Here is a 13,440-nt window from a genome sequence, read left to right on the forward strand (position 1 = left end):
CGGGACACGACGCGCGCCTCGCGGGACGAGAGTGGGGGCGAACGACGATGCGACCGCAGACGAAGAGACTTCTGGCCCGGACCACGGCGTTTGCGGGGGTGAGCCTGCTCGGCGCGTGTGGCGGGGGCGGGGGCGGCGTGGGGGGCATTCCTGCGCCCCCGCCCGCGACCACTCCGACTCCTACGCCGGTCCCCGCACCGGCCCCGACGCCTGCGCCGACCCCCACGCCCACCCCTACCGCGACGAATTACGATACCGCCGAATATCGCGCGACGGTGGGGGCGGTGTCGGCCAATGCGCTCGCTTTGTATCAGGCGGGGGCGACGGGCCGGAACATCACGGTCGGGATCGTCGACAGCGGCGTGGCGCTCGCCAGCGAAGAGTTCACCGGGCGCATCTCCTCGGCATCCGCCAATGTCGCGGGCGGGACGAGTGCGGCGGACGAGGACGGGCATGGCACCGCGGTCGCCTTCACGCTCGCCGGACGGCGCAACGATACCGGGACTCACGGCATCGCGTTCGAGGCGACGATCCTCGCCGCGCGCGCGGACGCGCCCGGATCGTGCGCGACGGCAGGAGGCGGGACCGACAATTGCACCTTCGCCGACAGCGCGATCGCGCGCGGGATCGACCTTGCGGTCAATAACGGGGCGCGGGTCATCAACATCTCGCTCGGCGGCGGGACTGCCGGAAACTCCGTGATCACCGCGGTCAACCGCGCGACCGCTGCGGGGATCGTGATCGTAATCGCTGCGGGCAACGATTTCGCGACCGACCCGACGAATGCGGTCAACCCCGACGGTTTCGCGCAAGTCGCCAACACCGCCGCTGCGCGCGGGCTCGTCATCATCGCAGGGTCGGTGGGGGCGAACGCCAGCCGGACCGCGGGCGGCGACACGATCTCCAGCTTCAGCAATCGTGCGGGCAATTCCGCCGCGCATTATCTGGCGGCGGTCGGCGAAGGCGTCCGCGCCCCCGATGCCACGGGCACGCCCTTCCTGTGGTCGGGCACGTCCTTCTCCGCGCCGCAGATCGCGGGCGCGGCGGCGTTGCTCGCGCAGGCGTTTCCCAATCTGACCGGCGCGCAGATCGTCGCGATCCTCTACGCCTCCGCGCGCGACGCGGGCGCGGCGGGCGAAGATGCGGTGTACGGCAAGGGCGTGCTGGACCTGACTCGCGCGTTCCAGCCGATCGGCGGGACGTCGGTGGCGGGGACGACATCCGCGGCATCGCTCGGATCGAATGCCGTCTTGTCCGCGCCGATGGGAGATGCGGCGCAAGGCGCGCTCGGCGCGGTGATCCTCGACGGGTTCAGCCGCGCGTTCGCAGTCGACCTCGCGCGGACGATCCACCGTGATGGCCCCGCACCGACGCTGCTCGGCCAGCTGCAATCGACCACGCGCAACATCACCACCAGCGTCGGCGGCACGATGAGCGTCGCGCTGACGGTCGCGCCGGTCGCGGGCGGCGGGGCGAGCGTGTCGCGGCTGATGCTGTCGCGCGGCAATGCCGACCAGGCGCGCGCCATTGCGGGGACGGTGACCAGCTGGATCGGCCCGCACGCCAGCTTCGCGATGGGGTTCGCGGAGGGCGGCGCGGTGCTGACCGCGCGCCTCGTCGGGCGCAGCGACCCGGCGTTCCTCGTCGCGCGCGATCCGCTGCAAGGCGCTGGCTTCGACAGCCGTGCGCGCGGGGCAAGCGCGGTTCGCCAGCAAGTCGGCGCGTTCGGGCTGACCGCGGCGGTCGAAAGCGGCGACGCCCTGGCGCGCGATCCCGACGCACTCGTCGCGCTGCGCAACCGCTATCGCCGCTATGGCTATGACCGCAGCGCGATTACGCTCGACCGCGCGTTCGGCGGCCTCAGCGTCGCGCTGACCGGCACACGGCTGGCGGAACGCGCGACCGTGCTGGGCGCACGGTTCGGTGATGCGCTTGGCGGTACGCGCGCGACGAGCTGGTTCCTCGACGGCGCGGCCCGTTTCGAGAATGAGGACGGGTGGAGCATCGGCGGATCGCTGCGCCAGGGCTGGACCAACGCGGACGTGCGCGGCGGGTTGAACGGGCGCGGAACCCTCCGCACCAATGCCTTCGCCGCGGATGTGGGCAAGGACCGGCTGTTTGGCCCGCGTGACAGTATCGGCTTGCGCGTCGCACAGCCATTGCGGGTCGCGCGCGGCGGAATCGATCTGACGCTGCCGACGGCCTATGATTACGACACGCTCGCCGTCACGCAGTGGACGGCACAGCGGATGAACCTCGCGCCAACCGGGCGCGAGATCGATCTGGAGGCGCGCTATGCGGTGCCGCTTGGGACGGGAATGCTCCAGACCAATCTGTTCCTCCGCCGCCAGCCGGGGAATTTCGTCGCGCTGGGGCAGGATCTTGGCGCAGCCACGCGGTGGTCGGTAGCATTCTGAAACGGGCTTCCCATATCGGGTCCATGACTGCTTATTCCCTGCTCGATCTCGTCCCCGTCGTCGAAGGCGGCAGCGTCGCCCAGGCGCTCCGCAACGCCGGCGATCTCGCCGCTCACGCCGAAAGCCTCGGCTTCTCGCGCTACTGGACCGCCGAACATCACGGCATGACCGGCATCGCGAGTGCCGCGACCTCGGTCGTGCTCGCGCATATCGGGCAGGCGACCTCGACGATCCGGATCGGGGCGGGCGGGATCATGCTCCCCAACCACGCGCCGCTCGCGATCGCCGAGCAGTTCGGGACGCTCGACGCCTTGTTCCCCGGGCGGATCGATCTCGGGCTCGGACGTGCGCCGGGCTCGGACCAGATCGTCGCGCGCGCGATGCGGCGCAGCCTCAACACCGATCCCAACGCCTTCCCCAACGACGTGCTCGAGCTGCAAAGCTATTTCGCGGGCGATGGCCAGACCGGCGTCCACGCGACCCCGGGGGCGGGAGCGGACGTGTCGCTGTGGATCCTCGGGTCGAGCACGTACGGCGCGCAACTCGCGGCAATGCTCGGGCTGCCCTATGCCTTCGCCTCGCACTTCGCGCCCGACGCGCTGATGAGTGCGATCGAGATCTACCGCCGCACCTTCCGTCCGTCGGCGGTGCTGGCCAAGCCGCATGTCATGGCGGGGTTCAACGTGTTCGCGGCCGACACCGATGCCGAGGGTGCGCTGATCGCGAGTTCGCAGGAACAGGCATTCGTCGCCTTGCGCACCGGCAACCCGCGCCAGCTGCCGCCGCCCGTCGAGGGCTATCGCGAAAGCCTCGGCGCGCAGGGCGGTGCGATCCTCGATCATGTGCTGTCCTGCTCGGCGGTCGGTGGCCCGGCCAAGGTCGCGCGCGAGATCGCCGCGTTCGTCGCGCGGACCGGGGTCGATGAACTGATGATCGCCAGTTCGATCTATGATCACGAAGCACGCAAGCGGAGCCTGACGATCACGGCGCAAGCGCTGCAGGAACTGGCGATCGCGGCCTGACCCGACGGTGCGCGGTGGCGGCTAAGCGTGTCTTCCCAAAGGGATAGACACCGTGCCGGATACAACCGGATTACCCGGAGTGTCGCTACCGCTTACACTGCAGAATTGGCTGAACGCAGCATGAATGGCACGCATTTGCGCCGTTTTGCAGGATCGGCCGATCGTCCCGATGCCACGCCCGAGCGCGCTGCATTAACGATAAGTTGCTGATTTCCCACAGCTGTCGCTGAACCTTACAGTTAAGCGTCACCGCCGACCGTTCCCCCTCGCGAATGCAGTTGGCACGGGCGTTGCATAACTCCGAACAAGTAGTTTTAGGAGTATGGAATGCGTACGAAGTTTCTGGCGGCAGCCGCCGCAACGACGATGGCTCTGGTTTCCTCGAACGCCTATGCGGCCGCCAACCTGACCAACGTGACGATCAATGGTCTCGGCAGCAGCTTTTCGTGGGACACGCTGAACGGCGCCAACAACACGGTCTTCGTCCAGCAGTTCACCGAAGACTTCGCCGGCATCGTCAATCCGCGCAGCGAAGCGATCAACATCGCGACCAGCGAAGGCCTCAACAGCTTCTCCACGCTCGGCGACGGCCAGCCCTTCGGTTTGACCGGCGAAGCCGCATCGGCTTACCAGATCGTCCTGAACTTCGCAGACGGCGCGACCATCGGCGCGATCTTCAGCACCGCTGACCCGCTTGGCACGCTGATCAGCACGTCCGACACCGTCGGCGGCACGACCTACGCGATGGGCGGCTTCAGCTGGGCGCGCGCGGTTCCGTCGAACGTCGTCAGCCAGAAGTTCGCTCGTCCCGGCGGCGACCTGAACGACTATAGCGGTCTGTTCTCGTTCACCGTGTCCGGCGCAGTTCCTGAGCCCACCACGTGGCTGATGATGCTTGCTGGCTTCGGCATGATCGGTGCCGGCCTCCGTTCGCGCGGCAAGGTCCGCACGAGCGTGACTTACGCCTGAACGCAACCGCGTTCACCGTTGACGGGAAAAGCCGTCGGTCCACCCGGACCGGCGGTTTTTCTTTTGTGCAGGGCGGGGGCAGACCGACGGGTCGTTCGGGTCCCACCACAGGGAGAGGTCAGTTCGCGGCGGGCAACCGCAGTCGCACCAGCAGGCCGCCGAGGTCCTCGCTCTCCTCGAGCGATACGGTGCCTTCGTAGATCTCCGCGACATCGCGGACGATCGCCATGCCCAGCCCGGTCCCCGGCTTGCCGGAGTCGAGCCGTACGCCGCGATCGAAGATGCGGATGCGTTCCTCCTCCGGAATGCCGACGCCGTCGTCCTCGATTAGGAATTCGACGAAGCCTGAATGCTTGGACACCGTGACGAACACGCTGCCCCCGCCATATTTGGCGGCATTCTCGATCAGGTTTCCGAGCATTTCATCGAGGTCCTGCCGTTCGACATGGACCTGCAGGTCGCGCGGGCCGGACGTGTCGATGCGGACGTGGCGATACAGCACGCCGACCGCACGCTCGACCGATTCCAGGCTTGGCCAGACGTCCGCGCGGCTGTGCGCCGACCCGCGCCGCCCGACCGCGCGCGCCCGCGCGAGGTGATGGTCGACCTGTCGCCGCATTGTCCGCGCCTCGCGCACCACCGTATCGCCCAGATCGTCCGCCTTGGCAGTCGCGGCGTTCATGATGACGGTCAGCGGCGTCTTGAGCGCATGCGCGAGGTTGCCGGCATGCCGCCGCGCTTCCTCCGCCTGACGTTCATTGTGTTCGATCAGCGCGTTGAGTTCCTCGACCAGCGGTGCCACCTCGATCGGCATCGGCCGCTCGACCTGCCGCGCCTTGCCCGCGCGCATTCGGGCGATCTCATCGCGGACCCGGCGCAGCGGCCACAGTCCGTAGAAGGTCTGCAACGCCGCCATCACGATCAGCCCGAAGGCGAGCAGCAGAAAGCTGCGCAGCAGTGTCTTGCGCAACACCCGGATCTGCGCGTCGAGCCCATCGCGCACCTGTGCGACCTGGAAACGCCACTGCAGCTTCGACCCGGGGAGCGTTACGTCACGCTCGACGATGCGCAGTCGCTCGGGAGGATCCGCCTTGGGATCGACGAACTGATCGCTGTCATACGCGTGGACGGTCAGATCGTTATGACGCGCGCCATAGGCCAGCTTGCGATCCCAGAGCGAGCGCGACGCATAGATTTCCTGCCCCGGCGCACTGACCTGATAATACAGCCCCGAATTGGGTTCGAGGAAACGCTGGTCGGCAGGCTCGCGGCTGTTGAGCACTTCGCCTTCGGGGCCGATCTCGGCCGAGACGATCAGCGCGGTCAGCACATATTCCAGCTGGTCGTCGAAATTGCGCGTGACCGCGGTGACGAGGATGCTGTCGAGCGCATAGCCGCCGCCGGTCAGCAACAGCAGGATCCACCCCGCCGCGATCAGGATCATCCGACGGCTGAGCGATCCCGTCGTCTTCACGCGCGGATTGATGCGCGGCTCCGCCTCGATCGGCGGGAGCGTTGCGGGCGAGGTCGTCTCAGTCATGGGCTCCGGCCCGATGCGGCTCAGGCATCGGGATCCTCGAGGCTATAGCCGAGACCGCGGATCGTGGTGATGACGTCCTGGCCCAGCTTCTTGCGGATGCGCGTGACGAACACTTCGATCGTGTTCGAATCGCGGTCGAAATCCTGGTCGTAGATATGTTCGATCAGCTCGGTGCGGCTAACCACCTTGCCCTTGTGGTGGAGCAGGTAGCTCAGCAGCTTATATTCCTGCGCGGTCATCTTTACCGATTCGCCGTTGAGCGTGACCTTGCCGCTGCGCGTGTCGAGCCGGACACCCCCTGCGGTCAGTTCGGACGAGGCATTACCCGAGGCGCGGCGGATCAGCGCGCGCAGCCGCGCGATCAGTTCCTCCGACTGGAACGGCTTGGCGACATAATCGTCCGCGCCCGCGTCGAGCCCGGCGACCTTGTCCGACCAGCTGTCGCGCGCTGTCAGCACCAGCACCGGGGCGGTGCGGCCTTCCTTCCGCCAGCGGTCGAGCACGGTCAGTCCGTCGATCTCGGGCAAGCCGAGATCGAGGATGATCGCGTCGTAATTCTCGGTCGAGCCGAGGAAATGGCCTTCCTCGCCGTCGGTCGCGAGGTCGATCGCATAGCCTGCGCCCTCGAGCGTGCTCTTCAGCTGCTGGCCGAGATTGGGTTCGTCCTCGACGATCAGAACGCGCATCGAAATTCTCCTTGAAGGCGCCGGTCGGTGGCTCAGTTGCCGGTGCGACCGAGGATCTGGCCTGAGCGGCCATCGACCTCGACCCAGATGACCGATCCATTGCGCAGGAACTTAAGTATGTAAATCCCGCCCTCCGGATCGAAGTCGAAGCCGAGATACTGTGCGCCGCGCATGGTCGGCACGACGCGCGCCTCGATATCCCTGGCCGACAGCAACCGCCCTTCACGCCGACCGCGCAGCGCCTCGCGCTGGTCGCTATGCTGCAGCAGGCCCGCGACCGGCGGCAGCGCGGGGGCAGGGGCCACGGCAAGTCCCATGAGAATGGCGGCGAGCATCGTCATGGGCTTGGCATAGCTATGGTGCGTTGAACAGCCTGTGAATGGTGCGGCTTACGGGATGAATCGAAGCCATTGCGATTCCGCCGCAACGGGTTGCCTTCGCGCCACACCGCTTGCTTGCAACGCCCCCGCAGCCTAACGCGCCCGTCATGGCTGCACCTATCCTAGCATATGAAAATCTCGGCATCATCCAGGGCTCGGGTTGGCTCTTTCGGGGGCTCGACATCCACGTCGGCCCGCGCGACCGGCTCGCGCTGATCGGGCGCAATGGTGCCGGCAAGACCACGCTGTTGAAATTGCTCGGTGGCAAGATCGATTCTGACGAAGGGCGTCGTACGATCGTCCCCGGCACGCGTGTGATCCAGCTCGAGCAAGAACCCGCGATGACCGGCTGCCATACGCTCGCGGACTATGTCCTCGGCGGCGACGATGCGCCGCAGCAATATGAAGCCGAGGCGATCGCCGACAAGCTCGGGATCGACCTCACGCGCGAAGCCGCCAAGGCGTCGGGCGGCGAGCGCCGTCGTGCCGCGATCGTGCGTGCGTTCGCGCAGAACCCCGACGTATTGCTGCTCGACGAGCCGACCAACCATCTCGACATCGGCGCGATCGAATGGATCGAGGAGTGGCTCCAGCGGTTCCGTGGCGCGTTCGTCGTCATCAGCCATGACCGCACCTTCCTGACCAAGCTGACCAAGCAGACGCTGTGGATGGACCGCGGCAATTTGCGGCGTGCCGAGATCGGTTTCGGCGGGTTCGATGCGTGGACCGAGCAGGTCTATGCCGACGAGCAGCGTAATGCGGAGAAGCTCGACGCCAAACTGAAGCTCGAGGAGCATTGGCTGCTGCGCGGGGTCACCGGGCGGCGCAAGCGCAACCAGGGCCGTCTGACCAAGCTGGTCGAGATGCGTGCCGAACGCGCGTCGATGGTCGGGCCGCAGGGCTCCGCCAATCTGACGATCGGCACCGACGATGCGCGCTCGAAGGTGGTGATCGATGCCAAGCACATTTCCAAGGCGTTCGGGGATCGCACGATCATCGGCGACCTGTCGCTGCGCGTGACGCGCAAGGACCGGATCGGCATCGTCGGCGCGAATGGTGCGGGCAAATCGACGCTGCTCAAGCTATTAACGGGCGAATTACAGCCCGACTCTGGCCAAATCCGGTTCGCAAAGACCATAGAACGGATCGTAATCGACCAGCAACGCAGCAAGATGGAACCCGACAAGACGATCCGCGACGTGCTCGCGGACGGCGGCGACTGGATTGAGGTGCAGGGCATCCGCAAGCATGTTGTCGGCTATCTCAAGGAGTTCCTGTTCGAGCCCGGCGTGTTGGACGCGAAGATCGGCACGCTGTCGGGCGGGGAACGCTCGCGGCTGTTGCTTGCGCGGGAATTCGCCAAGCCTTCCAATCTGTTAGTCCTGGACGAGCCGACCAACGACCTCGATCTGGAGACGCTCGATCTGCTCCAGGATGTGATCGGCGACTATGACGGCACCGTGCTCATCGTAAGCCACGATCGCGACTTTCTGGACCGCACCGTGACGATCACGCTCGGCCTCGACGGGTCGGGCACGGTCGATGTCGTCGCGGGCGGCTACGAGGATTGGGAACGCCGCCGCAAGGCCGCCGCCCCAACCAAGCGCGGCGCGATCGCCAAGAATGCGACCTCCGCTCCGCCGGTTACTGGCGGGGCGGCACCCGGCAAGATCAAGCTGACCTATAAGGACCAGCGCGATTACGAGATGCTGCCCAAGCGGATCGAGACGCTCGACGCGGCGATCATGCGTGATCAGGAATTGCTGTCCGATCCCGAGCTGTACATCCGCGATCCCGACCGGTTCGAGAAGCTGATGGAAGCGATCGGCCAGGCGCAAGCGGACAAGGACGCGGCCGAGTTGCGCTGGCTCGAACTGGCGGAAATGGTCGAGGGGCAGGGGTGAGCGACGACGCCTAGAAGCGGAAGCCGCGCGCGAAGGCGACCGCGATCAGCGCGGCGCCGCCCGCGCCGAGCACGGCTTTCCACAGCCACGGCCGGGCTTGGTCCGAAGCCTGTGCCGCGGCATCGGGCGTACGGCTGCGGCCGGTGATCATCTGGGCGGTCAGGTTCTTGCCGCGGACCAGGTAGAAGACGATCGCCAGCAGATGCAAAGCGACCAGCCCGAGCAGCACGTTGAAGACAAACCCGTGGATTTCGGCGGCAACCCGTCCCTGCTCGAAGCTGACGTAATCCGCCAGCGGCCCGGATTCGAGCCCATCCACGTCGACTGCGAACAACCCCGCCGTGACCATCGTGAACAGCACCACGAGCATCGCGACGACGCTCCACCCGCCGAGCGGATTGTGGCCCGGCGCAGGCGTGCTGTCCTTGCCCCGCACATACGCCAGCACCGCACCCGGACCGCGCACGAACCGCGCAAAACGGGCAGTGGGGCTACCCACCAGCCCCCAGTACAGCCGGAACAGCAATAGCGCGAGGATCGTCAGCCCCGAAAGCCGATGCCAGTCGATCAGATGCTCTTCCCCGCTCCACCAGGAGAAACCAAGCAACGCGACGAGAAGCCAGTGGAACATCCGTATTGGGAGATCCCACAGGCTTGCGCCCCGGCTGGTCGGGGAAGATGCCATGCCGATCAGTCTTCCGCGCGGAACTTGCGATGGCATCCGCCGCAGACCGCTCCGGTCGCCTTCGCTTGCGCGCCGATGGCCGCCGCGTCGCCACTATTGGTGACGGCGACGAGCTTGTCGGCTTCGACCACCAGCTTGGCCATCTGCGCATCGAAGGTGGCGCGATCGGTCCAGATGTTGGGCAAGGCGTCGGTCTTGACCCCGGGGGCGGGGCCGCTGCCCGCGGGGAACAGCTTGCCCTGTCCGCGAGCGGTCGTCGCGATCGTTTGCGCCGCCGCCACCATCGTGGCCTTTGCCGGCGCGCCGCTCTTAAGCTGATCGCCGAGCGCTTTCATCGCGCCGCCCATCTTCTTGAAGCCCGCGACCCGCGTCGCGATGACCGCATCAGCGGTTGGGGCAGCATTCGCCGCGATCGAACCCGTCAGGACGGTTGCCGAAAGGACAAACGCCCCAAGGGAGAATGATTTGAAGGTAGCGAGTCCAGGCATCACACAATCCCTCGTGGTGGCGGCAATGCCGCGTTTGTCTCGCATCCGCGAACAATGTGCCAGCCCGTTTTGCAAAAGCACTGCGAGATTCTCGCGCTTCCGATCGATCGCAGGCGCCGCCGAAGCGCGCCCACTTGCCCCTTTGAAGCAAACCCCATCGCCAAACAGCCCATGTAATTTATTAAGAAATTTTACGAAACTTATGTTGCACCACGGAACCGTTTCGATTTATGCTCGCCAAAAGCGGTAGTTAAGGCGGATTGAGCGCCCGACCGCATAAAGGGGAGATACTCATGCGGCGACTTTTCAACATTCGGATCCTGCGCACGACGCTCGCGGCATCGACCATGCTGGCGACGCCCGCGTTCGCACAGGTTGCGCCAACCGTCCCTGCGCCGGCACCGGTTGCGCCTGCGACAACCTCCCCTGCTGCGGAAGCTCCCCCCGTTGAAACGGCAGCACCCGCCCCGGATGCCGCACCGGCCCCCGTCCAGAGCGACATCGTCGTTACCGGATCGCGCATCACCTCGTCGGGCTTCTCGGCACCGACGCCGACGCAGGTCCTGAGCTACGACGCGATCACCAAGAACGCGCAGCCGAACATCTTCCAGACCGTGCAGCAGTTGCCTTCGCTGCAGGGCAGCACCGGCTCGTCGGTCGGGTCGAACGGCACATCGACAGGCGTCCAGGGGCTCAGCACCCTCAGCTTGCGCGGCCTGCAGCCGATCCGCACGCTGACGCTGCTTGACGGCCAGCGCGTCGTCGGTGCGAACGTGACCGGCGTCGCGGACGTCAGCCTGTTCCCGCAGTTGCTGATCGAGCGAGTCGACGTGGTGACCGGCGGTGCGTCCGCGTCCTACGGCTCGGATGCGGTCGGCGGTGTCGTCAACTTCATCACCAACACCAAGTTCCAGGGTTTCCGCGCGAACATCCAGTCGGGCATCAGCACCTACGGCGACGACGCCAATTACACGGCGCAAGCCGCGTTCGGTAAGGCGTTCCTCAACGATCGGCTGCACGTCATCGGCAGCGGTGAATACAGCCAGGAAGACGGGATCGGATCGGCCGGGTTCGGTGTTGGCAACGACCCGAACGGCAGCGGCCCTGGTGGGCGCACGTGGATGATCTCGCGCAATCTGATCAACCGCGGCATCACCAACGACGGTCTGCCGCAATATCTCGACCGCAGCTTCACCCAGTCCAACCAGAGCAGCCTGTACGGCCTGATCACCGCTGGCCCGCTGCAGGGCACCGCGTTCGATTACAACGGCAATCCGTTCCCGTTCCAATATGGCTCGAACGGTGTTCCGGCGCGGGATGCGTCGGGCGCGGTCATTGGGTGCTTCAACGGCGTTTGCGAAGGCGGCGACCGGTCGGGCAACGTCACCAATGGCAACAGCCTGAAGTCGTCGCTCCAGCGGCTCAACGGCTATGGCCGGGTCGGCTTCGATATCGATCCAGACAACGAGATCTATGCCACCGCCAACATCGCGCGGGTCCGCTCGAGCAACACGCCAAACCCAGGTTCGGCGCAGTTCGGCAACCTGACGATGCAGTGCTCAAACCCGTATGTGCCGGCATCGGTCCAGGCGGCCTGCACCGCCAACGGGATCACGAGCTTTCGCTACGGTGTCGACAACGCGCTGTTCCCGGATTTCATCGACGTCGATACCGAGCGCAAGCAGTATCGCTTCGTCGCCGGCGCCAAGGGCAAGGTCAACGTGTTCGGCACGGCATGGCGCTATGACGGCTATTACGAGCATGGCCTCGAACTGACCGACATCAACGTCAGCAACATCCCGTTGATGCCGCGGTATAATGCGGCGATCCAGGCGGTGCGGCAGCCGGACGGCACGATAACCTGCGCGAACCCGGCGGCGGTCGCGAGTGGGTGTCAGCCGATCAACATCTTCGGTGGCCAGACGCCGAGCGCCGCGGCGCTCGCTTATGTCTTGCCGGAAAACGGACCCTATCAGCACACGCGCCAGACGCAGGACGTGGCGAGCTTCTCGGTCAGCGGCGAGCCGTTCAGCCTGCCCGCAGGGCCGCTCGCGATCGCATTCGGCGGCGAATATCGTCACGAATTCTACCAGGTGAACGCCGATCCGTACGGTAATGGCAACGTTACCAGCGCGAATACCGCCGATTATCCCGCGGACCCGCTGCTCAACACCAACGGCGGCAACTGGTATGCGGGCAATTACCGGAACGGTACGGGCGCCTATAGCGTGTACGAAGGGTTCCTCGAACTCAACGCCCCGCTGTTCAACTCCGACGCGATCGGCAAGGCGAACCTGAACGTCGCTGGCCGTGGCACGCATTACAGCACGTCGGGTACGGTCTACACCTGGAAGGTTGGCGGGACCTGGGATACGCCGTTCGACGGTATCCGCCTGCGTGCCGTCACCTCGCGTGACATTCGCGCGCCGAACCTGAGCGAGCTGTTCGCGGCCCCCGTCACCAGCAACCGCACCGGCACGATCGATCCGTTCACCAACACGTCGCTGACCGTGTTGCAGACGACCACCGGCAACCCCAATCTGCGTCCGGAAATCGCCCGCAACACCGAGGCGGGCATCGTCCTGTCGCGGCCGAGCTGGGCCCCGGGCCTCAACATCTCGTTCGATTACTACCGGATCAAGATCAACAGCGCGATCTCGGCGCTGGATGCGCAGCAGCAGATCAACCTGTGCTTCTCGGGCGTCCAGTTCACCTGCGGCAGCTTCGACCTGAGCAACGTGAACAGCGCGTTTGTTACGGTCCAGCCGTTCAACTTCGCGTCGATCTTCACCGACGGGTTCGACATCGAAGCCAGCTACCAGACCAACCTCGATGGCGTCGGTCTGCCCGGCAAGCTCGCGCTGCGGTCGTTCGCGACGCATATCAAGAACTACATCTCGGATCGCGGCCTGCCCAACACCATCCCGGTGCAGGGTGCGGGCGTGAACATCGGCGGCAATGCGACGCCGAAGTGGAAGGTGCTTGCCGGACAGGACTACAGCCTCGGTAACCTGACCGTCACCGCGCAGGAGCGGTGGATCAGCGCGGGGGTGATCTCGAACGAGTTCATCGTCTGTCAGACCAACTGCCCGGTTTCGACCGTCAACAATCCGACGGTCGATCACAACCGGATCGCCGGTGCGTTGTACGTCGATTTCGGTGCCGCGTATAAGTTCACCAAGGCGGTGCAGGGCTACATCAAGATCGACAATGCGTTCAACAAGGACGCGGCGAACGTTCCCGCGGATAGCACGACGCCGAGCCTTTACGACGTTTCCGGGCGCGTCTTCCGGGTCGGTATGCGCGCGAACTTCTAAGCGCATGGAGCCGGCGCGCCATATGGCGTGAC

General features: G+C 65.8%; 10 protein-coding genes. 5 read left to right on the forward strand and 5 right to left on the reverse strand.

All coding sequences use genetic code 11. The features are described 5' to 3' along the window. Nucleotides 1-47 precede the first annotated feature (47 nt). The 3 genes from ABIC17_RS02535 (at nt 48) to ABIC17_RS02545 (ending at nt 4,408) form a co-directional block, all read left to right on the forward strand. Nucleotides 48-2,417 carry a S8 family serine peptidase gene (locus tag ABIC17_RS02535; protein WP_354279077.1) on the forward strand — a complete coding sequence of 790 codons (2,370 nt, stop codon included), beginning with the start codon at nt 48-50 and terminating at the stop codon, nt 2,415-2,417. Between the two features lie 23 nt (nt 2,418-2,440). Then, entirely contained in the window at nt 2,441-3,439 is a 999-nt protein-coding gene (locus tag ABIC17_RS02540; protein WP_354279078.1) for an LLM class flavin-dependent oxidoreductase, read from the forward strand. Between the two features lie 327 nt (nt 3,440-3,766). Next, nucleotides 3,767-4,408, forward strand: a complete 642-nt coding sequence (locus ABIC17_RS02545) for a PEPxxWA-CTERM sorting domain-containing protein (RefSeq protein WP_354279079.1) — start codon at nt 3,767-3,769, stop codon at nt 4,406-4,408. A gap of 118 nt (nt 4,409-4,526) precedes the next feature. Here ABIC17_RS02545 and ABIC17_RS02550 read toward each other — a convergent pair whose 3' ends face one another. The 3 genes from ABIC17_RS02550 to ABIC17_RS02560 all read right to left on the reverse strand — a co-directional run bounded on the left by ABIC17_RS02550 (nt 4,527) and on the right by ABIC17_RS02560 (nt 6,975). Then, a complete protein-coding gene (locus ABIC17_RS02550; protein WP_354279454.1) occupies nt 4,527-5,852 on the reverse strand; it encodes a sensor histidine kinase in 1,326 nt (441 codons plus the stop codon). Nucleotides 5,853-5,968: 116 nt separating this feature from the next. Further along, nucleotides 5,969-6,634 carry a response regulator transcription factor gene (locus ABIC17_RS02555; protein WP_010162021.1) on the reverse strand — a complete coding sequence of 222 codons (666 nt, stop codon included), beginning with the start codon at nt 6,632-6,634 and terminating at the stop codon, nt 5,969-5,971. 32 nt (nt 6,635-6,666) lie between these two features. Continuing rightward, nucleotides 6,667-6,975, reverse strand: a complete 309-nt coding sequence (locus ABIC17_RS02560; RefSeq protein WP_354279080.1) for a hypothetical protein — start codon at nt 6,973-6,975, stop codon at nt 6,667-6,669. 146 nt (nt 6,976-7,121) lie between these two features. Here ABIC17_RS02560 and ABIC17_RS02565 point away from each other — a divergent pair, with 146 nt between their 5' ends. Continuing rightward, entirely contained in the window at nt 7,122-8,918 is a 1,797-nt protein-coding gene (locus ABIC17_RS02565) for an ABC-F family ATP-binding cassette domain-containing protein (protein ID WP_354279082.1), read from the forward strand. A gap of 10 nt (nt 8,919-8,928) precedes the next feature. Here ABIC17_RS02565 and ABIC17_RS02570 read toward each other — a convergent pair whose 3' ends face one another. Beyond that, nucleotides 8,929-9,603 carry a cytochrome b/b6 domain-containing protein gene (locus tag ABIC17_RS02570; RefSeq protein WP_354279083.1) on the reverse strand — a complete coding sequence of 225 codons (675 nt, stop codon included), beginning with the start codon at nt 9,601-9,603 and terminating at the stop codon, nt 8,929-8,931. 5 nt (nt 9,604-9,608) lie between these two features. Beyond that, nucleotides 9,609-10,091: a c-type cytochrome gene (locus tag ABIC17_RS02575; RefSeq protein WP_354279085.1), complete on the reverse strand. Its 483-nt coding sequence runs from the start codon at nt 10,089-10,091 to the stop codon at nt 9,609-9,611. Nucleotides 10,092-10,438: 347 nt separating this feature from the next. Here ABIC17_RS02575 and ABIC17_RS02580 point away from each other — a divergent pair, with 347 nt between their 5' ends. Beyond that, a complete protein-coding gene (locus ABIC17_RS02580; protein ID WP_502958405.1) occupies nt 10,439-13,408 on the forward strand; it encodes a TonB-dependent receptor plug domain-containing protein in 2,970 nt (989 codons plus the stop codon). Nucleotides 13,409-13,440 lie beyond the last annotated feature (32 nt).

Origin of the sequence: Sphingomonas sp. PvP056 (assembly GCF_040549155.1) — a bacterium.
Lineage (GTDB): Bacteria > Pseudomonadota > Alphaproteobacteria > Sphingomonadales > Sphingomonadaceae > Sphingomonas.